The 22,811-nt window shown below is 70.7% G+C and carries 24 protein-coding genes; 12 read left to right on the top strand and 12 right to left on the bottom strand.

Annotation, left to right across the window (positions count from 1 at the left end):
- Window positions 1-14: 14 nt before the first annotated feature.
- Window positions 15-650 (bottom strand): PH domain-containing protein, encoded by a 636-nt coding sequence (locus ACZ6ZP_RS33260; protein WP_351170713.1) that lies wholly within the window; start codon window positions 648-650, stop codon window positions 15-17.
- Between the two features lie 145 nt (window positions 651-795).
- Between ACZ6ZP_RS33260 and deoC the strand changes: the two genes are divergently transcribed.
- From deoC to ACZ6ZP_RS33245, 3 genes are read left to right on the top strand one after another with little or no spacing between them, the layout of a single operon-like run.
- On the top strand, window positions 796-1,752 hold the full coding sequence (gene deoC, locus ACZ6ZP_RS33255; protein WP_383820503.1) for a deoxyribose-phosphate aldolase: 957 nt from the start codon (window positions 796-798) through the stop codon (window positions 1,750-1,752).
- A gap of 3 nt (window positions 1,753-1,755) precedes the next feature.
- The gene (locus ACZ6ZP_RS33250) at window positions 1,756-3,195 is read left to right on the top strand and encodes an aldehyde dehydrogenase family protein (RefSeq protein WP_351170718.1); all 1,440 of its coding nucleotides are present in this window, start codon (window positions 1,756-1,758) and stop codon (window positions 3,193-3,195) included.
- Window positions 3,188-4,075, top strand: a complete 888-nt coding sequence (locus ACZ6ZP_RS33245; protein WP_351170720.1) for an aldehyde dehydrogenase family protein — start codon at window positions 3,188-3,190, stop codon at window positions 4,073-4,075. Before ACZ6ZP_RS33250 ends, ACZ6ZP_RS33245 begins: the two co-directional genes overlap by 8 nt.
- A gap of 95 nt (window positions 4,076-4,170) precedes the next feature.
- On the opposite strand, the gene ACZ6ZP_RS33240 is transcribed toward ACZ6ZP_RS33245, so the two are convergent.
- Window positions 4,171-4,572: a hypothetical protein gene (locus tag ACZ6ZP_RS33240; protein WP_351170722.1), complete on the bottom strand. Its 402-nt coding sequence runs from the start codon at window positions 4,570-4,572 to the stop codon at window positions 4,171-4,173.
- 123 nt (window positions 4,573-4,695) lie between these two features.
- Between ACZ6ZP_RS33240 and ACZ6ZP_RS33235 the strand changes: the two genes are divergently transcribed.
- Window positions 4,696-5,334: a uridine kinase family protein gene (locus ACZ6ZP_RS33235; protein ID WP_351170724.1), complete on the top strand. Its 639-nt coding sequence runs from the start codon at window positions 4,696-4,698 to the stop codon at window positions 5,332-5,334.
- Window positions 5,335-5,511: 177 nt separating this feature from the next.
- Here ACZ6ZP_RS33235 and ACZ6ZP_RS33230 read toward each other — a convergent pair whose 3' ends face one another.
- Window positions 5,512-6,291, bottom strand: a complete 780-nt coding sequence (locus ACZ6ZP_RS33230; protein WP_351170726.1) for a SigE family RNA polymerase sigma factor — start codon at window positions 6,289-6,291, stop codon at window positions 5,512-5,514.
- Between the two features lie 181 nt (window positions 6,292-6,472).
- On the opposite strand from ACZ6ZP_RS33230, the gene afsQ1 reads away from it, so the two are divergent.
- From afsQ1 to ACZ6ZP_RS33205, 5 genes are all read left to right on the top strand, one after another.
- Window positions 6,473-7,150 carry a two-component system response regulator AfsQ1 gene (gene afsQ1 / locus ACZ6ZP_RS33225; protein WP_030562528.1) on the top strand — a complete coding sequence of 226 codons (678 nt, stop codon included), beginning with the start codon at window positions 6,473-6,475 and terminating at the stop codon, window positions 7,148-7,150.
- Window positions 7,147-8,730 carry an ATP-binding protein gene (locus tag ACZ6ZP_RS33220; RefSeq protein WP_469409498.1) on the top strand — a complete coding sequence of 528 codons (1,584 nt, stop codon included), beginning with the start codon at window positions 7,147-7,149 and terminating at the stop codon, window positions 8,728-8,730. Before afsQ1 ends, ACZ6ZP_RS33220 begins: the two co-directional genes overlap by 4 nt.
- Window positions 8,727-9,329 carry a hypothetical protein gene (locus tag ACZ6ZP_RS33215; protein ID WP_351170732.1) on the top strand — a complete coding sequence of 201 codons (603 nt, stop codon included), beginning with the start codon at window positions 8,727-8,729 and terminating at the stop codon, window positions 9,327-9,329. The genes ACZ6ZP_RS33220 and ACZ6ZP_RS33215 overlap by 4 nt, the downstream gene beginning before the upstream one ends.
- 96 nt (window positions 9,330-9,425) lie before the next feature.
- On the top strand, window positions 9,426-9,974 hold the full coding sequence (locus ACZ6ZP_RS33210) for a VanZ family protein (protein ID WP_383819992.1): 549 nt from the start codon (window positions 9,426-9,428) through the stop codon (window positions 9,972-9,974).
- A 90-nt stretch (window positions 9,975-10,064) separates the two neighbouring features.
- Window positions 10,065-10,268, top strand: coding sequence for a PspC domain-containing protein (locus ACZ6ZP_RS33205; protein ID WP_344523558.1), 204 nt, complete (start codon window positions 10,065-10,067; stop codon window positions 10,266-10,268).
- 92 nt (window positions 10,269-10,360) lie between these two features.
- Here the strand turns inward: ACZ6ZP_RS33205 and ACZ6ZP_RS33200 are convergent, their stop codons facing one another.
- Window positions 10,361-10,765 carry an ATP-binding protein gene (locus ACZ6ZP_RS33200; protein WP_366462375.1) on the bottom strand — a complete coding sequence of 135 codons (405 nt, stop codon included), beginning with the start codon at window positions 10,763-10,765 and terminating at the stop codon, window positions 10,361-10,363.
- Window positions 10,766-10,907: 142 nt separating this feature from the next.
- Window positions 10,908-12,077, bottom strand: coding sequence for an adenosine deaminase (locus ACZ6ZP_RS33195; RefSeq protein ID WP_469409494.1), 1,170 nt, complete (start codon window positions 12,075-12,077; stop codon window positions 10,908-10,910).
- 114 nt (window positions 12,078-12,191) lie between these two features.
- Here ACZ6ZP_RS33195 and ACZ6ZP_RS33190 point away from each other — a divergent pair, with 114 nt between their 5' ends.
- Window positions 12,192-12,956 carry a prolyl oligopeptidase family serine peptidase gene (locus ACZ6ZP_RS33190; RefSeq protein WP_351170744.1) on the top strand — a complete coding sequence of 255 codons (765 nt, stop codon included), beginning with the start codon at window positions 12,192-12,194 and terminating at the stop codon, window positions 12,954-12,956.
- A 23-nt stretch (window positions 12,957-12,979) separates the two neighbouring features.
- On the opposite strand, the gene ACZ6ZP_RS33185 is transcribed toward ACZ6ZP_RS33190, so the two are convergent.
- The gene (locus ACZ6ZP_RS33185; protein ID WP_366462373.1) at window positions 12,980-13,978 is read right to left on the bottom strand and encodes a LysR family transcriptional regulator; all 999 of its coding nucleotides are present in this window, start codon (window positions 13,976-13,978) and stop codon (window positions 12,980-12,982) included.
- A 62-nt stretch (window positions 13,979-14,040) separates the two neighbouring features.
- On the opposite strand from ACZ6ZP_RS33185, the gene ACZ6ZP_RS33180 reads away from it, so the two are divergent.
- Window positions 14,041-15,333 carry an MFS transporter gene (locus ACZ6ZP_RS33180; protein WP_469409489.1) on the top strand — a complete coding sequence of 431 codons (1,293 nt, stop codon included), beginning with the start codon at window positions 14,041-14,043 and terminating at the stop codon, window positions 15,331-15,333.
- A 118-nt stretch (window positions 15,334-15,451) separates the two neighbouring features.
- A complete protein-coding gene (locus tag ACZ6ZP_RS33175) occupies window positions 15,452-16,459 on the top strand; it encodes a sigma-70 family RNA polymerase sigma factor (RefSeq protein ID WP_351170753.1) in 1,008 nt (335 codons plus the stop codon).
- Here the strand turns inward: ACZ6ZP_RS33175 and ACZ6ZP_RS33170 are convergent.
- From ACZ6ZP_RS33170 to ACZ6ZP_RS33145, 6 genes are all read right to left on the bottom strand, one after another.
- Window positions 16,346-16,705 carry an STAS domain-containing protein gene (locus tag ACZ6ZP_RS33170; RefSeq protein ID WP_351170756.1) on the bottom strand — a complete coding sequence of 120 codons (360 nt, stop codon included), beginning with the start codon at window positions 16,703-16,705 and terminating at the stop codon, window positions 16,346-16,348. The genes ACZ6ZP_RS33175 and ACZ6ZP_RS33170 overlap by 114 nt on opposite strands.
- Before the next feature lie 280 nt (window positions 16,706-16,985).
- The gene (locus ACZ6ZP_RS33165; protein WP_361471956.1) at window positions 16,986-18,263 is read right to left on the bottom strand and encodes a thymidine phosphorylase; all 1,278 of its coding nucleotides are present in this window, start codon (window positions 18,261-18,263) and stop codon (window positions 16,986-16,988) included.
- Between the two features lie 109 nt (window positions 18,264-18,372).
- Window positions 18,373-18,762 carry a cytidine deaminase gene (locus tag ACZ6ZP_RS33160; RefSeq protein ID WP_361471953.1) on the bottom strand — a complete coding sequence of 130 codons (390 nt, stop codon included), beginning with the start codon at window positions 18,760-18,762 and terminating at the stop codon, window positions 18,373-18,375.
- Window positions 18,759-20,021 carry an ABC transporter permease gene (locus ACZ6ZP_RS33155; RefSeq protein ID WP_351170765.1) on the bottom strand — a complete coding sequence of 421 codons (1,263 nt, stop codon included), beginning with the start codon at window positions 20,019-20,021 and terminating at the stop codon, window positions 18,759-18,761. The genes ACZ6ZP_RS33160 and ACZ6ZP_RS33155 overlap by 4 nt, the downstream gene beginning before the upstream one ends.
- Window positions 20,018-21,163, bottom strand: coding sequence for an ABC transporter permease (locus ACZ6ZP_RS33150; RefSeq protein ID WP_351170768.1), 1,146 nt, complete (start codon window positions 21,161-21,163; stop codon window positions 20,018-20,020). The genes ACZ6ZP_RS33155 and ACZ6ZP_RS33150 overlap by 4 nt, the downstream gene beginning before the upstream one ends.
- Window positions 21,160-22,794: an ABC transporter ATP-binding protein gene (locus ACZ6ZP_RS33145; protein ID WP_361471986.1), complete on the bottom strand. Its 1,635-nt coding sequence runs from the start codon at window positions 22,792-22,794 to the stop codon at window positions 21,160-21,162. Before ACZ6ZP_RS33145 ends, ACZ6ZP_RS33150 begins: the two co-directional genes overlap by 4 nt.
- Between the last annotated feature and the right edge of the window lie 17 nt (window positions 22,795-22,811).

Here is a 22,811-nt window from a genome sequence, read left to right as displayed (position 1 = left end):
GCCGGTGAGCGTCCCTAGAGGAAGGCCAGCACCACCGCGAGGAGCACCGCCCCGGCGACCGCGGGCGCGATGATCTCGTAGCCCCAGCGCACCTCGGGCTCGCCCTGCGCGGTCTTCGCGTCGGCGCGGAGCTCGGAGAGTTCGCGCAGGTCGTCCATGATCTGGTCGCCGGCCGCGCGGAGGGACGCCTGCTGTCCGGGGCGCCGCGGGTCGAGGAAGCCCGGATCGCCCGCGGCCACCCCCTGCGACTTCCTCCTGGAGGCCTTCTTGCGGCCGCGGAGGGAGACCGGGATGGCCCAGAGCTGGTACTTGGTGCCGGACTGGGTGAAGACCTCGTTCGAGTACCCGGAGCGCAGACCCGAGACGGACGCCCACGGCAGCGTGATGGTCCGGAAGGGGTTGCGGATGCGGATGCGGTCGTCGTTGGCGTACACGGCGGGGCGCACGGTGAAGGCGACGACGAGCGGCACCGCGAGGAGCAGCCCGGCGAGCGCGAGCCACGGGGTGCGGCCCTCGCCGCGGATCATCGCGTCGATGCCGAGCCAGCCGCCGAGGGCGAGCAGCAGCACGCCTCCGGCGATACCGCCGGACGACCGGTACGTCCGGTCCTTGTACTCGGGCTCCGCCACGGGGTGCTGGGGGTCGGTCATACCCCTGATTCTGCCTGAGGTCCCACGCGGGGGGCCTGCGGGTCCTCCGGGGACGCCCCCCGGCTGCCGCGACGCCCGCCCCCTCTCCGTCGCGACCCGCCCCCTGTACAGCCGCTACGCGCGTAGATATGCTCCCCTCGTGACCATGCCCACTGCATCCGTACCCGCACACGCGCTGAGCGACGCCACAGCGTCGGACCGCACGCTGCGCCGCTTCCTCCACGGGCTGCCCGGCGTCGACACGGTCGGCCTGGAGGCTCGTGCCGCGGCGCTCGGCACCCGCTCGATCAAGAGCACGGCGAAGGCGTACGCCATCGATCTCGCCATCTCGATGATCGACCTGACGACGCTGGAGGGCGCCGACACCCCGGGCAAGGTCCGGGCGCTCGGCGCGAAGGCCGTGAACCCGGACCCGACCGACCGCGGCACGCCGAAGACCGCCGCGGTCTGCGTCTATCCGGACATGGTGGCCACCGCCAAGGCGGCCGTCGGCGACAGCGGCGTCAAGGTCGCGTCCGTCGCGACCGCCTTCCCCGCGGGCCGCGCCGCCATCGACGTGAAGCTCGGTGACGTCCGCGAGGCCGTCGCGGCGGGTGCCGACGAGATCGACATGGTCATCGACCGCGGCGCCTTCCTCTCCGGCGACTACATGACGGTGTTCGAGCAGATCCGCGCCGTGAAGGAAGCCTCCGGCGAGGCCCGGCTCAAGGTCATCTTCGAGACCGGCGAGCTGTCCACGTACGACAACATCCGGCGTGCCTCCTGGATCGGCATGCTCGCGGGCGCGGACTTCATCAAGACCTCGACCGGCAAGGTCGGCGTGAACGCCACCCCCGCGAACACCCTCCTGATGCTGGAGGCCGTACGCGACTTCCGCGAGCAGACCGGGGTACAGATCGGGGTGAAGCCCGCAGGCGGCATCCGCACCTCCAAGGACGCGATCAAGTTCCTCGTCCTGGTGAACGAGACAGCGGGCGAGGACTGGCTGGACAACCACTGGTTCCGCTTCGGCGCCTCATCGCTCCTCAACGACCTGCTGATGCAGCGCCAGAAGCTGGCCACGGGCCGCTACTCCGGCCCCGACTACGTGACGGTGGACTGACCCATGACTTCCCCACGCTTTGAGTACGCCCCCGCACCGGAGTCCCGCTCCGTCGTCGACATCGCGCCGTCGTACGGCCTGTTCATCGACGGCGAGTTCGTGGAGGCGGCGGACGGCAAGGTCTTCAAGACCGTCTCGCCCTCCACCGAAGAGGTCCTCTCCGAAGTCGCGCAGGCCTCGTCCGAGGACGTCGACCGCGCGGTGAAGGCCGCCCGCAAGGCCTTCGAGAAGTGGTCGGCGCTTCCGGGCGCCGAGCGCGCCAAGTACCTCTTCCGCATCGCGCGGATCATCCAGGAGCGCAGCCGCGAACTGGCCGTCCTGGAGACCCTCGACAACGGAAAGCCCATCAAGGAGACGCGCGACGCCGACCTCCCCCTGGTCGCCGCGCACTTCTTCTACTACGCGGGCTGGGCCGACAAGCTCGACCACGCGGGGTACGGCGCGGACCCGAGGCCGCTCGGCGTCGCGGGCCAGGTCATCCCGTGGAACTTCCCGCTCCTGATGCTGGCGTGGAAGATCGCCCCGGCGCTCGCGACGGGCAACACGGTCGTCCTGAAGCCCGCCGAGACGACTCCCCTCTCCGCGCTCTTCTTCGCGGACATCTGCCGCCAGGCGGGCCTGCCCAAGGGCGTCGTCAACATCCTTCCCGGGTACGGCGACGCGGGCGCGGCCCTGACCGCCCACCCGGACGTGAACAAGGTCGCCTTCACCGGCTCGACCGCCGTCGGCAAGGCCATCGCACGCCAGGTCGCGGGCACGGACAAGAAGGTCACGCTCGAACTGGGCGGCAAGGGCGCGAACATCGTCTTCGACGACGCCCCCATCGACCAGGCCGTCGAGGGCATCGTCACCGGCATCTTCTTCAACCAGGGCCAGGTCTGCTGCGCCGGATCGCGCCTCCTCGTACAGGAGTCGGTCCAGGACGAGGTGCTCGACGCCCTCAAGCGGCGTCTGACGACCCTGCGCCTGGGCGACCCGCTCGACAAGAACACCGACATCGGCGCGATCAACTCCGCCGAGCAGCTCGCCCGCATCACCGCGCTCACCGAGACGGGCGAGGCGGAGGGCGCCGAGCGCTGGTCCGCCCCGTGCGAACTGCCCTCGTCCGGCTACTGGTTCGCGCCGACGCTCTTCACGAACGTCACGCAGGCGCACACCGTCGCCCGCGACGAGATCTTCGGCCCGGTGCTCTCGGTCCTCACCTTCCGTACGCCGGAAGAGGCCGTCGCCAAGGCCAACAACACGCAGTACGGCCTCTCCGCCGGCATCTGGACGGAGAAGGGCTCCCGCATCCTCGCGGTCGCCGATCGCCTGCGCGCGGGCGTCATCTGGGCCAACACGTTCAACAAGTTCGACCCGACCTCGCCCTTCGGCGGCTACAAGGAATCGGGTTACGGCCGCGAGGGCGGTCGCCACGGCCTGGAGGCGTACCTCGATGTCTGATCGACTCACGGTCTTGAAGACCTACAAGCTGTACGTCGGCGGGAAGTTCCCGCGTTCCGAGAGCGGCCGGGTGTACGAGGTGACGGACTCCAAGAACAAGTGGCTGGCCAACGCCCCGCTCTCGTCCCGCAAGGACGCGCGTGACGCGGTCGTGGCCGCGCGCAAGGCGCAGGGCTCCTGGGCGGGCAAGACGGCCTATCTGCGCGGCCAGATCCTCTACCGCGTCGCGGAGATGCTGGAGGGCCGCAAGGACCAGTTCGTCCGTGAGGTCGCCGAGGCCGAGGGCCTGTCGAAGTCCAAGGCCGCCGCCGTGGTGGACGCGGCGATCGACCGCTGGGTCTGGTACGCGGGCTGGACCGACAAGATCGCCCAGATCGTGGGCGGCGGAAACCCCGTCGCGGGCCCCTTCTTCAACCTCTCCTCGCCCGAGCCGACGGGCGTGGTGACGGTCGTCGCCCCGCAGAAGTCGTCGTTCCTGGGCCTGGTGTCCGTCATCGCCCCGGTGATCGCGACGGGCAACACGGCCGTGGTGATCGCGAGCGAGGACTCCCCGCTGCCCGCGCTCTCGCTGGGCGAGGTGCTCGCCACCTCCGACCTGCCGGGCGGCGTCGTGAACATCCTGTCGGGCAGGACGGCGGAGATCACCCCGTCGCTCGCCGCCCACCAGGACGTGAACGCGATCGACCTCGCGGGCGTCGAGGACGAGACCCTGGCCAAGGATCTCGAGGTCGCCGCGGCGGACAACCTCAAGCGCGTCGTCCGTCCACAGCCTGTGGACTGGTCGGCCGATCCGGGCACGCACCGCCTGACGGCCTTCCTGGAGACCAAGACGGTCTGGCACCCCACGGGTTCGCTGGGCGCGTCCGGCTCCTCGTACTGAGGCCTGCCGCACCGAGCCACTCCCCGCACGGCGAAGCCCCGGTCCTCCTCCGTCCAGGAGGTCCGGGGCTTCGCCACGTCGGTACGCCGCTGGGGCTAGCCGGGCAGCAGCGCCGCGGCCGAGCTCACCACCGGCAGGTCGTTCAGCGAGCCGCCCTTGGCCAGCGGCGCGGTCAGCGGCGCCGTCGAGACCGGCTTGAAGTCCGCGATCCGGGTGCCCACCGCGTTGTCCAGCGGGTCCACGCCGGTCCCGGCGAGCGGGTTGAGCTTGAGGTCCTTGGTGGGGCCGATCCCGCCCGCGGCGACCTCCTCCACCGCCCGGAGCACTCCCTCACCGGCCGCCGGCAGGTTGTCGGACGCGGGGGCGGCGGGCGCGGGTGCGGCGTTCGCCGTCGCCGCCCCGCCGATGCCGAGCGCCGCGCCCGCGACGGTGACCGTCAGACCCGCGCGCAGGAGGGCTCGGGAGAGGTTCTTGGAGGCTGTTGCGTGCCGTGCCATGGGTACCGCCCGTATCCTCTTGAGTAATCAGTTGCCCACGTAGAGTAGTTGAGTGATGGTGCGGGCACCAAAGCCCTACCCGTCGGGTCATCTGAGCGGCCCAATGCAGCACACTGTTCTCTCGTGAGTTCCCATCCCCCGATACCCACCCGAGTCGTGCTGCTCGCCGGTCCCTCGGGCTCAGGCAAGTCGTCGTTCGCCACCCGCTCCGGACTGCCCGTCCTGTGCCTCGACGACTTCTACAAGGAAGCCGGCGACCCGACGCTTCCACTGGTCCCCGGCAGCACCGACATCGACTGGGACTCCCCCGCATCCTGGGACACGGACGTCGCCGTCGCCGCCATCGAGCAGCTGTGCCGCACGGGACGTACGCGCGTCCCCGTCTACGACATCGCCACCAGCTCGCGTACGGGCGAGAGCGCGATGGACATCGAGCGCACGCCCCTCTTCATCGCGGAGGGCATCTTCGCGGCGGACATCGTGGGCCGGTGCCGGGAGATCGGCGTGCTCGCCGACGCGATCTGTCTGCGGGGCCGGCCGTCGACGACCTTCCGGCGGCGGCTGCTGCGGGATCTGCGCGAGGGCCGCAAGTCCGTGGCGTTCCTGCTGCGGCGCGGCTGGCGGCTGATGCGCGCCGAGCGCGCCATCGTCGCCCGGCAGACCGCGCTGGGCGCTCACCCCTGCGGGAAGGACGAGGCGTTGGGGCGGGTCGCCGCCGCTGCCGCCGGGCGGTGCGTCAAGGCTCGCGCGGACGCCGCGTAGCTCCACGGGGCTCCACGTACGAAGAGACCGCGTACCAAAGGCAGCAGGACCGGAAAGACCCCCCGGCCTTCCGGTCCTGCTGCCTGTTTCCCCCGTGATCCCCGTTTTCCCCCGTGGATCCCCCCGGATCCCCCTCCAACCGCCGCCTCCCCCCGGGAGCGGCGGCCCCCGTGATCCCTAGGCGACCAACTCGCCGAAGGACTCTTCCTGGTCACGGCCGAAGCTGAGGACCTCGTCCTCGCGCATCCGGCGCAGGGAGCGCCAGATGCTGGACTTCACCGTGCCCACACTGATGTCGAGGATGTCCGCGATCTCGGGGTCCGTGCGGCCCTCGTAATAGCGCAGGACCAGCATCGTCCGCTGAAGTTCGGGGAGGCGGGCCAGGGCCTGCCAGAGAACCGCACGGAGTTCGGTGCCACGCATCGCGTCCGTGTCGCCCGCCGTCTCCGGCAGCTCCTCGGTCGGGTATTCGTTGAGCTTGCGGCGCCGCCAGGCGCTGATGTGCAGGTTGGTCATGGTGCGGCGGAGGTATCCGCCGACCGCGGCCTTGTCGCTGATCCTGTCCCAGGCCCGGTACGTCGAGAAGAGGGCGCTCTGGAGCAGGTCCTCGGCCTCGAAACGGTCACCGGTCAGGTGATAGGCGGTTGCGTACAGGGAGGCACGACGCTCCTGGACGTAGGCGGTGAACTCCGCCTCCGACGCGGATGTGCGCTCCCCCGTGTCCTCCCTGTACGCGGCTCCCCCGTGAGCCCCCCCATCGGTTCCCCCGTCGCTCCCGTGGGTTTCCCCCCGGAACGCGTCAACCACCGTCATGTACGCGGTGTGCTGACGCCCGGTGCCGCGAGCGCACCCCCGCCCGCTCACGGCACCGGACTTCTCGTGCCTCTCGGCAGTCCGGATCACGTCGTGGAGACGCGTGATAACTGCGCTTGAGCTGGTGCTGTGCAGTGTGTTCATCTCGCGCCCCCCGTCGGTGGAGTCCGGCTTCTTCCGTGTGACCAAAACTCTGCCGGACCCACTTCATGACGGTGTCCGCCGACTGTCACAGGCCTGCAACAGCCCTTCTATGTGTAGGGGAGAAGTGTGGGAGCGCTCCAACAGTCGAACTGTGGCCTTGCCATGGGACAGAATGACGTCCGTGCCTTCCCTGTTGCTGATCGAGGACGACGACGCCATCCGTACGGCCCTTGAGCTTTCGCTCACCCGCCAAGGGCATCGGGTGGCTACTGCTGCCACCGGCGAGGACGGCCTGAAGCTGCTCAGTGAGCAGCGGCCGGACCTGATCGTGCTGGATGTGATGCTGCCGGGCATCGACGGGTTCGAGGTGTGCCGTCGCATCCGGCGCACCGACCAGTTGCCGATCATCCTGCTGACCGCGCGCAGCGATGACATCGACGTGGTCGTCGGGCTGGAGTCCGGTGCCGACGACTATGTCGTGAAACCCGTGCAGGGCCGGGTGCTCGACGCCCGTATCCGCGCGGTCCTGCGGCGCGGTGAGCGCGAGGCCAATGACGCGGCGACCTTCGGTTCGCTCGTCATCGACCGCGCCGCGATGACCGTCACGAAGAACGGCGAGGATCTCCAGCTCACGCCGACCGAGCTGCGGCTGCTCCTTGAGCTGAGCCGCAGGCCCGGACAGGCGCTGTCGCGGCAGCAGTTGCTGCGCCTGGTGTGGGAGCACGACTACCTCGGCGACTCCCGGCTCGTGGACGCGTGTGTGCAGCGCCTGCGCGCGAAGGTGGAGGACGTGCCGTCCTCGCCGACTCTGATCCGTACGGTCCGTGGGGTCGGCTACCGGCTGGACACTCCTCAGTGACCAAACCGCAGGACAAGCTCCGCGGTTGGGCCGCGGCGCGCAAGGCGATAATGGCGGGCCTCCGCTTCACGAGCCTGCGGCTCAGGCTGGTCGTGGTGTTCGGCCTGGTGGCGCTCACCGCCGCCGTGACGGCCTCCGGAATCGCGTACTGGCTCAACCGCGAGGCGGTCCTGACCCGCGCGCAGGACGCGGCCCTGAAGGACTTCCAGCAGGAGATGCAGACCCGCGCAGGCGCGCTGCCGCCCAATCCGACCCAGGACGAACTGCAGCAGGCCGCCGGGACGATGGCCAACAGCAGCCAGCGCTACAGCGTGCTCCTGATCGGCAAGGACGCCGACGGCGACACGATCGTGGGCTACTCCGACCTGGACGCCTTCACGCTCGCCGACGTGCCCAAGTCGCTGCGCAAGACGGTGAACAAGGAACAGCCGCTCACCTCCAGCAACAAGAGTCCCTACCACCTGTACTGGCAGCGGACCGTGGACGGCGGCACCCCGTATCTCGTGGGCGGTGCCAAGGTCATCGGCGGTGGCCCGACCGGTTACATGCTCAAGTCCCTCGAGCCGGAGGCGAAGGACCTGAGTTCGCTGGGCTGGTCGCTCGCGATCGCCACCGGGCTCGCGCTGATCGGTTCCGCGCTGCTCGCGCAGGCCGCGGCGACCACCGTGCTCAAACCGGTGCACCGGCTCGGCGTCGCGGCGCGGCGGCTCGGCGAGGGCAAGCTGGACACGCGCCTTCGGGTGTCGGGCACGGATGAACTGGCCGATCTGTCACGGACGTTCAACCGGACCGCCGAGAGCCTGGAGAAGAAGGTCGACGACATGAGCGCCCGTGACGAGGCGTCGCGGCGCTTCGTCGCCGACATGTCGCACGAGCTGCGTACGCCGCTGACCGCGATCACCGCGGTGACCGAGGTCCTGGAGGAGGAGCTCGACGCGGAGACCGGTTCCGTCGACCCGATGATCGAGCCCGCCGTACGTCTGGTGGTCAGCGAGACCCGCCGGCTGAACGACCTGGTGGAGAACCTGATGGAGGTCACCCGCTTCGACGCGGGCACGGCCAGGCTCGTCCTGGACCACGTCGACATCGCCGACCAGATCACGGCCTGCATCGACGCCCGTGCCTGGCTCGACGCGGTCGAGCTGGACGCGGAGCGCGGCATCATGGTGCGGCTCGACCCGCGGCGCCTGGACGTGATCCTGGCGAACCTGATCGGCAACGCCCTCAAGCACGGCGGTTCGCCGGTGGAGGTCTCGGTGCGGCTCGCGGGCGAGAAGCTCGTCATCGCGGTGCGCGACGGCGGCCCCGGCATCCCCGAGGACGTACTGCCGCACGTCTTCGACCGGTTCTACAAGGCGAGCGCGTCCCGGCCGCGTTCGGAGGGCAGCGGTCTGGGGCTCTCCATCGCCCTGGAGAACGCCCACATCCACGGCGGCGAGATCACCGCCGCGAACTCGGCGAAGGGCGGTGCGGTGTTCACGCTGTGGCTGCCGCGCGATCCCTCGGATCTGCTGCCCGAGGACGAGGCGGCGGACGGCACGGACGACGACGCGGACGCCGTCGAGGGGGAGAAGCGATGAACCGCCGACGGCTGCGGGCCGCTCTCCTCGCCACCGCCCTGACCGCGACGCTCGCCGGGTGCGGCATCCGCGCGACGGAGGTGCCGACGGACTTCGGGCCCGGCCCTTCCCGGGTGCCGTGCGTGATGTCCGGGTCGAGCATCGCCTCGCAGTCCACCAGCGGCGTCCCCGTGCAGGTCTTCCTGGTGTGCGCGGCGCAGCTGGTGACCGTCGACCGGTCGGTGCGCATCCCCACCGACAAGGCGACGACCGACCGGGTCCGCATCGCTCAGGCGCTCCTGGACGAGCTCGCGCACGCACCGTCGGCCCCGGAGAAGCAGGCGGGCTTCGCGACCGACGTACGCGGCGGCACGGTCGTCAGCGGCCCCGAGAAGGGGGACCCCGAGGACGCGCTGCGGTTCAGCACGTCCCCGGAGGACCTGTCGGCGTTCGCGCTGGCGCAGATCGTGTGCACGTTCGCGGACAGCGCGGCGGCCGGCGACGACCGCGAGGTGATCATGGGCGGCCCCGGCGACGACCCGCTGCGCCGCTACGAATGCACCCAGGCGGTCCGCCAGCGCCCCGGGACGGTGGCTCCGCCCACCGAGACGGTGAAGTAGCCGAACAGGACAGTCACCCTGTGCGATCAGGACACCGCCGCGTACCGGGAGGAGATGCGCGGAACCGATCCTGCCGCTGGGCGCGTCTTGGGGGGCGTGCGTCAAGGCTCGGGCGGCCACGGGCCCGCCATCCGCTTCCGTGCGGCAGGAGGATTCCTCCTCGTCGCGCATCTTCTGTTCGTCGGCTGGCTCACTCTGCGTCCACTGGACGTGCCCTGGGTCAGCGCGGCGAACCTTCAGCCGTTCGCCGGCATCAAGGCGGATCTGGCGCTCGGGCCTGTGCAGGCCGCCCGGCAGATAGGCGGCAGCCTGCTGCTCCTGGCCCCGCTCGGCCTGCTGCTTCCGCTCGCCGGGGGGCGGGTCCACGTCTCGCCGCTGGGTTCGCTGGTGCGTACGGTCGCGGCCGGCGCGCTGATCTCGCTCGGCATCGAACTGCTCCAGACCGGGGTGCCGGGGCAGGTCGTCGACATCGACTCGCTGTTCCTGAACGCCGTGGGCGTGGCCCTCGCGCATCTCGCCGTGGTACCCGCGGTCAGGGCCAGGCTCCGTCGCCGTAACGACTTCGGGCAGCGCGCGACCCTCCTTCGGGAGGACGCTTCTCAGGGGTCGACCCCGACGATTCCCAGGGTCGGCATCGCACCCTAGAGTGACGCTTTGCCCGCTTCGTGAACGTAACTTTGAGTCATCGGGGAAACGCCCCCGGACCTCAGGCCGACGGTTCACGAAGGAGCCACCATGACCGCCCTTGCCCGCCCCACGAACGGCCGGATGATCGGCGGAGTCTGTGCCGCCCTCGCCAAGCGCTTCGGCACATCGGCGACCACGATGCGCGTGATCTTCGTGCTCTCGTGCCTTCTTCCCGGACCGCAGTTCCTGCTCTACATAGCGCTCTGGGTCCTGTTGCCCACCGAGGGCAAGGCCCGGCAGGCAGCCTGGTGATCCGGCGGCCCCCGCCGCCACACGCGTACGCCGATGGGGCGCGCCCTTGCGAAAGGGTGCGCCCCATCGGCGTACGCGGAGACCGGCGAGGATCAGCCGAGCGGCAGGCCCTGGAGGGGCAGACCCTGCGTGGGCAGGCCCTGGGTGGGCAGGGCGCCGGCGAGCGGCAGGCCACCGAGCAGCCCGGAGACCGGGTCGCCCGCGGCGGGCTTGCCGCGGTCGGAGGCGTCCTTCACACCCTCGCCGAGCGCGGCGACGGTCGGCGCGCTGGCCTCCAGGGTGCTGCCGAGCGCGCTCTGGCCCGCGGCGACGGCCTCGGGGCCACCGGCGGGCAGGTTCTCGGCGACCTGGTTCGTGGGGAGCGCGGAGGCGGCGGAGCCCAGCAGGCCCGAGGCGTCGGGCAGGGCCGGGGCGGCGTTGGCGGCACCCGCGCCGGCGGCTGCGAAGGCGGCGCCGAGAGCGGCGACACCGAGGGTCTTGGCGGCAGACTGCTTCATCTTCAATGCGTCCTTGATGAGGGGGACTTTTGAGCGGCCCACGACCGTAAACATGTGAAGGGGCGGTCCGCAAACAGCGAAACAGCAAAAACGCGGCCGGGAATTAATGTTCCCGGCCGCGTCCGCATTGCGTCAATTTCTGTTACACGTCGGCAGAAGCCCTGGTGGAGGCGGTCTGACGGAACAGCCATTCGGACTTCAGCTCGGCATATCCGGGCTTGATCACGTCATTGATCATGGCCAGGCGTTCATCGAAAGGAATGAACGCTGATTTCATCGCATTGACTGTGAACCACTGCATGTCGTCGAGTGTGTAGCCGAATGTGCCGACCAGGTGCTCGAATTCGCGGCTCATGCTGGTGCCGGACATCAGACGGTTGTCGGTGTTCACCGTGGCCCGGAAGTGCAGCTTGCGGAGCAGGCCGATGGGGTGCTCGGCGTACGAGCTGGCGGCGCCCGTCTGCAGGTTCGAGCTGGGGCACATCTCCAGGGGGATGCGCTTGTCGCGCACGTAGCTGGCGAGGCGGCCGAGCTTCACGGTGCCGTCGTCGGCGACCTGGATGTCGTCGATGATCCGCACGCCGTGGCCGAGCCGGTCCGCGCCGCACCACTGGAGGGCCTGCCAGATCGACGGGAGGCCGAAGGCCTCGCCCGCGTGGATCGTGAAGTGGTTGTTCTCGCGCTTGAGGTACTCGAAGGCGTCGAGGTGGCGGGTGGGCGGGAAGCCCGCCTCCGCGCCCGCGATGTCGAAGCCGACGACGCCCAGATCGCGGTAGCGGTTGGCGAGTTCGGCGATCTCCAGGGCGCGGGCGGCGTGCCGCATGGCGGTGAGCAGCGCGCCCACGCGGATGCGGTGGCCGTTCGCCTTCGCGCGCCGCTCGCCCTCCCGGAAGCCTTCGTTGACGGCCTCGACGACCTCTTCGAGGGTGAGGCCCTGCTCCAGGTGCTGCTCGGGGGCGTACCGGATCTCGGCGTAGACGACGCCGTCCTCGGCGAGGTCCTCGGCGCACTCGGCGGCCACGCGCTTGAGGGCGTCCTTCGTCTGCATCACCGCGCAGGTGTGGGCGAAGGTCTCCAGATAGCGCGGCAGCGAACCGGAGTCGGCGGCTTCCCTGAACCAGATCCCCAGCTTGTCGGGGTCGGTCTCGGGCAGCCCCTCGTACCCCGACTCACGGGTGAGGTCGACGATGGTGCCGGGGCGCAGGCCGCCGTCCAGGTGGTCGTGCAGGAGCACCTTGGGGGCGCGGCGGATCTGTTCGGCGCTGGGCGTTTCGCGGTCCGTCTGACCGGCTGTGGTGGTCTGGCTCGTCATCTCGGCACTCTAGCGCCTACGCGCGTAGATCGCTGGGGGGATCTCATGGGTCGATACGTAACAGTGACCCCGCGGACGGGTGGCGTACACCATCGCTTCTGACACTGTTCTGTCATGGCACAGCAAGCGACGCCCGATTCCGCGCGCGCGGCCAGGCTGGGGCGTGTGATCGGCACCCGGCCTTCGGCGGTCAGTGGCGCGGTGCTGCTGCTCCCCGGCGGCCACGAGACCTCCGCCCGCAAGCCGTCCCCGTTCGCCGCGGTCGCGGTGCGCGCGCTCGGCCGCAAGCTCGCCCAGGACGGCCGCGGCGAGGGGCTCGCCGCGCACGTCGTGCACTACCGCTGCCGCGGGTGGAACGGGGCGCAGGCAGAGCTCGCGCGGGACGCCGAGTGGGCGGCGGACGAGATCGTCCGCCTCTACGGCGACGTCTCCATCTGCCTTGTCGGCATGGACATGGGCGGCCGGGCCGCGCTGCGGGCCAGCGGCCACGACGCGGTCAACTCCGTTCTGGCGCTGGCCCCTTGGCTGCCCGAGGACGATGTGGCCGCGTCCCCCGAGCCGGTGAAGCAGCTCGTGGGGCGGCGGGTCCTGATCGTGCACGGCACGAACGACGAGCGGACCGATCCCGAGCTTTCGTTCCGGCTCGCGGCGCGGGCGAAGAAGGCGAACCGGGAGGTGTGCCGGTTCGAGGTCCACTCCGACGGCCACCGGTTGCAGCAGCACCAGTCCGAAGTCCAGGCCCTGGCATCGGACTTCGTCCTGGGCTCCCTGTTCGGCCACGCGTACGCCCGCCCCTTGGAGGACGCGTTGGCCGCTCCCCCGCCGCTCGGTCTGCGCATGCCGCTGGCCGCGGGGTTCGGGGATTCGATGCGGCACTGATTCGATGCGGCACGGAACGGCCGCTACTCCGGCAGCAACCGGCCCCGCCGCCCCAGCAGGAACTTCTTGAACGCCGCCACCGGCGGCGTGTCCGGGTGGCCGTCCAGCCAGGCCACGCCGATCTCCCGCACCGCCCGCTGCCCCGTCACCGTCAGCTCCACGACTCCCGGGCGGGGAACGGCCGGTGGTGGGAGCAGGGCCACGCCCAGGCCCGCCGCCACCAGACCCCGCAGCGTCTCCGCCTCCTCCCCCTCGAACGCGATCCGCGGCTTGAAGCCCGCCTCCTGGCAGAGGTCGTCCGTGATGCGGCGCAGCCCGTAGCCGGGCTCGAGCGTCACGAAGGCCTCGTCCGCCGCCTCCGCGAGCCGCACCCGCTTCCGTGAGGCCAGCCGGTGGTCGTCCGGCACCACGAGACGCAGCCGCTGCTCGTCCAGGCGGCGGGCCACCAGATCGGGGGCGTCGGGCACGGGCGAGGTCAGGCACAGGTCGAGCTCCCCCGCCCGAAGCCGCTCGATCATCGCCTCCCCGTAGTTCTGCACGAGGCTGAAGCGGACCCTCGGGTGGTCCGCCCGGAAGGCGCGGATCAGGCCGGGCACGGTCTCCGAGCCCATCGTGTGCAGGAACCCGAAGGCCACCTTGCCCGACGCCGGGTCCGCGTCCGCCCGCACGGACTCCGCGGCCCGCTCCACCTCGCCGAGCGCCCGCTCGACGGAGGCGAGGAACGTACGGCCCGCCGGGGTCAGGGACACCGTCCGGCCGTGCCGCGCGAACAGGTCCACCCCCAGGTCCTGTTCCAGGCGCACCAGCGCGCGCGACAGCGTCGACTGCGGCACCTGCATCTCCTGCGCGGCCCGCGTCACGTGCTCCGTCCGCGCCACCCCCGCGAAGTACGCGAGCCGGGGCGAGAGCAGCGCGGACCAGGACCCGGGGGTCAGCTCGGCCGGCAGCGACGCGAACGCTCCGGTGTCTCCTACGTAACTGCTCTGCGACAGACGCCGCTCTGAACTGCGCTCATGCACCATGGGAACGATTATGACCATTCCATGCATTGGACGGATGAGTCACGTGTGCCTACGTTCGACACATGCCTCCTGCCAGTAGCGGGGCGTCCGCCACCCACGCGGTCGCCCTTCCTCCGTCGTCCCCTCCCACCGATGCCACCGACACGCGCCTGAATCCCGGCGGGCCCGGCTACCGCCGGATGAGCTTCGCCCTCTTCCTCGCGGGTGTCGCCACCTTCGCCCTGCTGTACTCCACACAGGCGCTGCTCCCCCTCGTCTCCGCCGACTTCGGCGTCAGCGCGAGCACGGCGAGCTGGACGGTGTCGGCCGCCACGGGTGCGCTCGCCCTCTTCGTACTGCCGCTGAGCGCGCTCAGCGAGCGCTTCGGGCGGCGGACGCTGATGACGGTCTCGCTGACGGTCGCGGTGGTCGTGGGTCTTCTCGTCCCCTTCGCGCCCTCCGTGGGCGCGCTCATCGCGCTGCGCGCCGTCCAGGGCGCGGCGCTCGCCGGGCTCCCGGCGTCCGCGATGGCCTTCCTCGCGGAAGAGGTCAGGCCCAAGGCGCTTGTCGCGGCGATCGGCATGTTCGTGGCGGGCAATTCCATCGGCGGCATGAGCGGGCGCGTCATCACGGGCTGGGTCGCGCAGGCCTGGGGCTGGCGCGTGGCCGTGGGCGTGGTGGCCATCGTGGCCGTCCTGTGCGCGCTCGCGTTCCGCGCGCTGCTGCCCGCGCCGCGCCACTTCACCGCGGGCTCGCTCAACCCCAAGGCGCTTGGCCGGACGATCCGTTCGCACCTCGCCAACCCGCTGCTGTGCAGGCTGTACGCGATCGGCGCGCTGTTCATGACGGTGTTCGGCGCGGTCTACACGGTGATCGGCTACCGCCTCACCGAGGCGCCCTTCTCGCTCCCGCAGGGCATCATCGGCTCGATCTTCCTGGTCTATCTCGTCGGCACGGTCTCGTCGGCCGCCGCGGGGAAGCTGGTGGCGCGGCTCGGCAGGCGCGGGGCGCTGTACCTGGCGGTGAGCACGACGGCGGGCGGCCTGCTGCTCTCCCTCTCCGACTCGCTGGTCATGGTGCTGCTCGGGCTCGTCCTGATCACCGCGGGCTTCTTCGCGGGCCACGCGGTCGCCTCCTCCTCCGTGAGCCGTACGGCCACCACGGGGCGGGCACAGGCTTCGGCGCTCTACCAGTCCGCGTACTACCTGGGCTCCAGCGCGGGCGGCACGCTCGGCGCGGTCGCCTTCCACTCCGGGGGCTGGGCCGGGACGGTGGGCCTGGGGCTGCTCGCGGTGCTCGGCGTCGTGTCGATCACCGTCTGGGGATCGCACGCGGCCCGGGTCCAGCAGCGCCGGGGGCTCGTGGCGGCGCACTGAGCCGTCCCGGACGACCACTCCCGCCTGCGGGTTTTCCTACTCCGGGGGCCGTTGTCAGTGGGCTGCGGTAGCTTCCAAAGTGCTGGGACTTTCGTGGCAGCCGCAGGGGTGGGTTGGGATGACGGACATCGCAGGGACGACGTCGGAACTGGACGTCACGCTGGAGAAGCACCGGGTCGAACTGACCGGGTACTGCTATCGCATGCTGGGCTCGGCCTTCGAGGCCGAGGACGCGGTGCAGGACACGATGGTCCGCGCCTGGCGGAGCTACGACAAGTTCGAGGGCCGCTCCAGCCTGAGGTCGTGGCTGTACCGCATCGCGACGAACGTCTGCCTGGACATGCTGAACGCGGGCAACCGCCGCGCCCGTCCCATGGACCTGACCGCGGCGGCGCCGCTGGCCCAGGCCGCGCTCACGCCGCGCCCGGACAATGTGTGGCTGGAGCCGATGCCGGACGCGCGCATGCTGCCGTCCGTCAGCGACCCCGCGGAGGCGGCCGTGGCGAAGGAGTCGGTGCGGCTCGCGTTCGTCGCCGCCCTCCAGCAACTGCCGCCCAAGCAGCGGGCGGTGCTGATCCTGCGCGAGGTCCTCGCGTGGAAGGCCAGCGAGGCCGCCGAGCTCCTCGACACATCGGTGGCCTCCGTCAACAGCGCGTTGCAGCGGGCGCGGGCGACGCTGGCCGAGGGCCCGGCCGACGACACGGCGGTCTCCGACCCGCTGGACGAGGAGCAGCAGAAGCTGCTCGAGCGATACGTCGCGGCCTTCGAGGGCTACGACATGGCGGCGCTGACGGCGCTGCTGCACGAAGACGCCATCATGACGATGCCCCCGTTCGACCTGTGGCTGCGCGGCACGGCGGACATCACGGGCTTCATGTCGACCATCGGCGCCTCCTGCGCCGACAGCAGGCTGTTCCCGGTGGACGTCAACGGCACGCCGGGCTTCGCCCACTACAAGCCCGACCCCGAGAAGGGTGGGTTCGCGCCGTGGGCGGTGCAGGTCATCGAGATCTCAGAGGGGCGGATCGCGGGCTTCCACTGCTTCCTGGACACGCCCAGGTGGTTCCCGCTGTTCGGCCTGCCGGCCCATCTCGATCTCCATGGGCAGCCCGACGAGGTCGAGTAGCTCGCGCAGGTGCGGGGCCGGGTTCCGCAGGCGGATCCGGCCACCGGCGCGGCGGGCGGTGAGCTGGAGCCGGGCGAGGGCGTCCACTGCGGCGAGGACGGGCGGGCCGAGGCCCGCCACGTCACACACGAGGACGTCCGCGTCGGTCGCCTGCAGCGTGGCGCGGGCCTCTTCGCAGAGGCGCTGCGTGATCTCTCGGTCGAGGGTTCCGGTCAGGGTCAGGTGTGGCTGCGTCTCTGGGTTCACGTTGGGATGACTCGCCGGGGGGCCGGAACTCATCGGTAGGTCCACTTCGCCTGCGGCGGGCCGGACCTACCTGGGGCTCCGCCCCAGACCCCGCTCCTCAAACGCCGGAGGGGCTGAACCATTCCGGCCCGGGGCCGGATGGTTCTAGCCCGTCCGGCGTTTGAGGACGAACTCGGCGGAGCCGGTGATGACGGCCACCAAGGCCCCCGCGCCAGAGCGGGTTTTCGGGAAGGGGCGGGGTTGGGGAATAGCCCCGCAGGGGACCGCCCCCACCGCACCCCTACGCGATGCGGTCCAGCACGATCGGCGACGCCGAGAACTCCGTGCCCTCGGGGGCGATGTCGAAGGAACCGGCCACCGCCTGCAAGGCGTACTCGAAGCGCTCGGGGGTGTCCGTGTGCAGGGTCATGAGCGGCTCCCCCGCGCGGACCTGAGCGCCCGGCTTCGCGTGCAGCTCGACGCCCGCGCCCGCCTGCACCACGTCCTCCTTGCGCGCGCGTCCCGCGCCGAGGCGCCACGCGGCCACGCCGACGTCGTACGCGTCGAGGCGGGTCAGGACGCCCGACGACGGCGCCGTCACGACGTGCGTCTCGCGGGCCACCGGGAGCGTCGCGTCCGGGTCGCCGCCCTGGGCCGCGATCATCCGGCGCCACACGTCCATCGCCGAGCCGTCGGCCAGCGCCTTCGCCGGGTCCACGTCCTTCAGGCCCGCCGCGTCCAGCATCTCCCGCGCCAGGGCCAGGGTCAGCTCCACCACGTCGGCCGGGCCGCCGCCCGCGAGGACCTCGACCGACTCGCGGACCTCAAGGGCGTTGCCCGCCGTCAGGCCCAGCGGCGTGGACATGTCCGTGAGCAGCGCCACCGTGCGTACGCCGTGGTCCGTGCCGAGGCCCACCATCGTGGAGGCCAGTTCGCGGGCGTCCTCCAGGGTCTTCATGAAGGCACCGGTGCCGACCTTCACGTCCAGGACCAGCGAGCCCGTACCCTCCGCGATCTTCTTCGACATGATCGAGGACGCGATCAGGGGGATGGCCTCCACCGTGCCGGTCACGTCCCGCAGCGCGTACAGCTTCTTGTCCGCCGGGGCCAGGCCGTCGCCCGCCGCGCAGATCACCGAGCCGACGCCGTCCAGGACGGAGAGCATCTCCTCGTTCGAGAGGAGGGCCTTCCAGCCCGGGATCGACTCCAGCTTGTCCAGCGTGCCGCCGGTGTGGCCAAGACCCCGGCCCGACAGCTGCGGGACCGCGGCGCCGCACGCGGCGACCAGCGGGGCGAGCGGCAGCGTGATCTTGTCGCCGACGCCGCCCGTGGAGTGCTTGTCGGCCGTGGGGCGGGAGAGGGAAGAGAAGTCCATGCGCTCGCCGCTCGCGATCATCGCGGCCGTCCAGCGGGCGATCTCGCCGCGGTTCATGCCGTTCAGCAGGATCGCCATGGCGAGCGCCGACATCTGCTCGTCGGCGACCACGCCGCGCGTGTAGGCGTCGATGACCCAGTCGATCTGCTCGCCGCTCAGCTCGCCTCGGTCCCGCTTCGTACGGATGACGGAGATGACGTCCATGGCATAACCCCTCTTTGCGCCTAAAACGGTGAGCGCGACTCTACGCGCATAGAGCCGCGAGATGAAGTCGCCCCCTGCCCGCGCGACAGCAACAGGCAGGGGGCGACGATCAGTTGAGGTGCTCCGGGCCGAACGGGTCCGGCAGCATCTCGCCCAGGGTCCGGACGCCCGCGGCCGTCTCCAGGAGGAGCGTCGGGCCGCCGAACTCGTAGAGCAGCTGGCGGCAGCGTCCGCAGGGCATCAGGATCTCGCCCTTGGCGTCGACGCACGTGAAGTGCGTCAGACGGCCGCCCCCGGTGAGCTGGAGCTGCGAGACCAGGCCGCACTCGGCGCACAGGCCAAGACCGTACGACGCGTTCTCGACGTTGCAGCCCGACACCGTGCGGCCGTCGTCCACGAGGGCCGCGGCACCGACCGGGAAGCCCGAGTAGGGCGCGTACGCACGGGACATGGCCTCGCGCGCAGCATCCCGCAGCGCGTCCCAGTCGGTCTCGGTCACGTTCCTTGTCCCTTTCGGTAGGGCTGTCCGTCCGCCTTCGGCATCCGAAGCCGCTGGGCGGAGAGCGAGAGCACCAGCAGCGTGACGACGTACGGCGTCGCGGTGACGACCTGGTTGGGAACCTCGTCGGTCAAGCCGTACCACGCGAACATCAGCGCCGAGACGGCCGCGGTGATCGCCGCGGGGACGTAACGCTTGCGCCATACGAGGTAGGCCGCGCCGATGACCAGCAGGATCGCGAGCAGCAGGAGCAGTGCGTGCACGTTCGTGCCGCCGCCCCGGAGCTTCAGGCTGTCGGTGTAACCGAACAGTCCGGCACCGAGCGCGAGTCCGCCCGGCATCCAGTTGCCGAAGATCATGGCGGCGAGGCCGATGTAGCCGCGCCCGCCGGTCTGGCCCTCCAGGTAGATGTTGGAGGCGACGAGCGACAGGAACGCGCCGCCCAGGCCCGCGAGGCCACCGGAGATGATCACTGCCAGGTACTTGTACTTGTAGACGTTCACGCCGAGGGACTCGGCGGCGACCGGGTTCTCGCCGCAGGAGCGCAGACGCAGACCGAACGACGTGCGCCACAGGACCCACCAGCTCAGCGGCACCATCGCGACGGCGATGACGGTGAGCGGCGAGAGGTTGGTGAACAGGCCGCCGAGCAGGCCCGCGAGGTCCGAGACGAGGAACCAGTGCTTCTCGTTCAGGTCCTGCAACCAGTCCGAAAGCCCCGGCACGGAGAACTCGCCGAGCGAGTCGACCGGCGGCGACTGCTTGGACGTACCGCCCTCCTTGCCCTCGAAGGCGAAGGTGGAGAGGTAGCGGGTGACGCCGAGCGCGAGGATGTTCAGGGCCACACCGGAGACGATGTGGTTCACGTTGAAGGTGACCGTGACGATCGCGTGCAGCAGACCGCCGAGCGCGCCGCCGAGTATGCCGAACAGGATGCCGACCCACGGGCCCCACTGGTATCCGGCGAACGCGCCGAACCAGGTGCCGAGGATGAGCATGCCCTCCAGGCCGATGTTGACGACGCCCGCGCGCTCGGCCCACAGACCGCCGAGGCCCGCGAGACCGATCGGCACGGCGAGCCGCAGCGCGGTGGACATCTGGCCGGTGGAGGTGATGCCGTCCGCGCCGGTGATCAGCCGGACCACGGACGTGAGGGCGAGGACGCCCGCGATGATCAGCAGGAGGACGGGGAGCGAGATGCGGCGGCGGCCCGGCTTGGGCTGCTTGGCCGGGGGCTTGGCCACGGTTGCCGTGCTCATCGGGCAGCCACCTCCTTCACGGTGTCGTTGTTGCCGTCGTTGCCGTTGTCGTTGCGGGCGGCCGCGGCCAGCTCCTCGCCGACGCGGCGCTGCTGACGGCTCAGGCCCCAGCGGCGTACGGCCTCGTAGGAGACGACGACCGCGATCACGATGAGGCCCTGCATGATCACCGCGATCTCCTTGTCGTACGCGACCGGCTGGGCGTAGTCGAGAGCGGGCGACGCCTTGTCGAGGAAGGCCCAGAGCAGTGCGGCGAACGCGATGCCGACCGGGTTGTTGCGGCCGAGCAGCGCGATGCCGATGCCGGTGAAGCCGAGCCCCGCGGGGAAGCTGAGGCTGTAGGTGTGGGTGTCGCCGAGCAGGATCGGCATGCCCGCGAGGCCGGCGACCGCGCCGGAGATCAGCATCGCGCTGAGCACCATGCGCTTGGCGTTCACGCCGGAGGCCGCGGCGGCCGACGTGGAGGCGCCGGTGGCGCGCAGGTCGAAGCCGAAGCGGGTGCGGCCCAGGACCAGCCAGTACAGGACACCGGCGAGCGCGGCGACGATCACGAAGCCGTAGATCTCGCCGGACTCGCCCATGCTGATCCCGGGGAACCAGCCGGACTCGTGCATCTCGCCGGTGGTCTGGTTGTTGCCGACCGGGACACCGAAGTTGTCGGTGAGGGTCATGTAGCCGATGACGCTCGTCGCGATGGCGTTGAGCATGATCGTCGCGACGACCTCGCTGACCCCGCGGGTGGTCTTGAGGATGCCCGCGATGCCCGCCCAGAAGGCGCCGGTGAGCATGGCGACCAGCATCAGGAGCGGGATCTGCAGCGGCGCGGGAAGCGCCACGTGCGCGCCGACGACGGCGGTGGTCATCGCGGCGAGGCGGTACTGCCCGTCCACACCGATGTTGAACAGGTTCATGCGGAAGCCGACGGCCACCGCGAGCGCGGCCAGGTAGTACATCCCGGCCTGGTTGATGGTCAGGACCTGGACGTCGGAGTAGCTGATCTGCTCCAGCATCAGGGTGTACGGCTCGATCGGGTTCTTGCCCGACGCGAGCAGCACGACCGAGGTCAGCGCCACGGCCACGACAAGGGCGATGACCGGTCCGGCCACCGCGAGGAGCACGCGCTCCTTGTCGAACTTCTTCATCGGGCCTCGTCCTTTGAAGTGCCGGCAGAGCCCTCTTCGGGGTCTTCTTCTACGTGTTCGAGGTGGCCCGACGCCGCGCCGGTCATGGCCGAGCCGAGCTCCTCCGGCGTGATGGTGGCCGGGTCGGCGTCGGCGACGAGCCGCCCGCGGTAGATCACGCGGAGGGTGTCGGAGAGGCCGATCAGCTCGTCCAGGTCCGCCGAGATGAGCAGGACGGCCAGTCCTTCGCGGCGGGCCTCGCGGATCTGGTCCCAGATCTGGGCCTGTGCGCCGACGTCCACACCGCGGGTGGGGTGGGCGGCGATCAGGAAGCGGGGCTTGTGGCTCATCTCGCGGCCGACGATCAGCTTCTGCTGGTTGCCGCCGGAGAGGGAGGCCGCCGTGACGTCGATGCCGGGGGTGCGCACGTCGTACTGCTCGACGATGCGCCGGGTGTCGGCCTGCGCGCCCTTGGGGTCGAGCCAGAAGCCGCCCTTGCCGCGGGAGTTGGGCTTCTCGGTGATGTGCCCGAGCATGCGGTTCTCCCAGAGCGGCGACTCCAGGAGGAGGCCGTGGCGGTGGCGGTCCTCGGGGATGTAGCCGACGCCCTGCTCGCGGCGGTGGCGCGTGGCCATGGCGGTGATGTCCTCGCCCGCCATGCGGATCACGCCGGAGTCGGCGTGCTTGAGGCCGATGAGCGCGTCGATCAGCTCGGTCTGGCCGTTGCCCTCGACGCCCGCGAGGCCAAGGACCTCGCCCTCGTGGATGGTGAAGGAGATGTCGTCGAGGAGGGCGCGGCCCGACTCGCCGTCGGCGAGCAGCTTGAGCTCCTTGACCTCGATCATCGCCCGTTCGGTGACGGTCGACTCGGCCGTCTCCGGGGTGGGCAGCTCGCTGCCGACCATCAGCTCGGCGAGCTGGCGCGGGGTGGTCTCCGACGGGATCGCCGTGCCGACGGTCGTGCCGCGCCGGATGACGGTGATGTCGTCGGCGACGGAGAGGACTTCGCCCAGCTTGTGGGAGATGAAGATGACGGACAGGCCCTCGGACTTCAGCTCGCGCAGGTTGTCGAAGAGCGCGTCGACCTCCTGCGGCACGAGGACCGCGGTCGGCTCGTCCAGGATCAGCGTGGTGGCGCCGCGGTAGAGGACCTTGAGGATCTCCACGCGCTGGCGGTCGGCGACGCCGAGGTCCTCGACCATCGCGTCGGGGCGCACCCCGAGGCCGTACCGGTCGGATATCTCGGCGATCTTGCGGCGGGCCGCGGCGCCGATGCCGTGCAGCTTCTCGCTGCCGAGAACGATGTTCTCCAGGACCGTGAGCTGGTCGGCGAGCATGAAGTGCTGGTGGACCATGCCGATGCCGCGCGCGATGGCGTCGGCGGGGCTGGCGAAGGTCACCTGGGTGCCGTCGACCGCGATGGTGCCCTCGTCCGGCTTCTGCATGCCGTAGAGGATCTTCATCAGGGTCGACTTGCCCGCGCCGTTCTCGCCGACGAGGGCGTGCACGGTGCCCTTGCGGACGGTCAGGCGGATGTCGTGGTTGGCCACGACGCCCGGGAATCGCTTGGTGATGCCGGTGAGTTCAACGGCGGTGCCACCCGGGGCGGCCGAGACCTTGGCGGTGGGCGGAGGGCTGGTGGACGCGTCGATGGCGCACTCTCCTCGGG

Source organism: Streptomyces sp. NPDC054047 (assembly GCF_055585065.1).
This window is presented reverse-complemented; position numbering and strand designations above follow the sequence as displayed.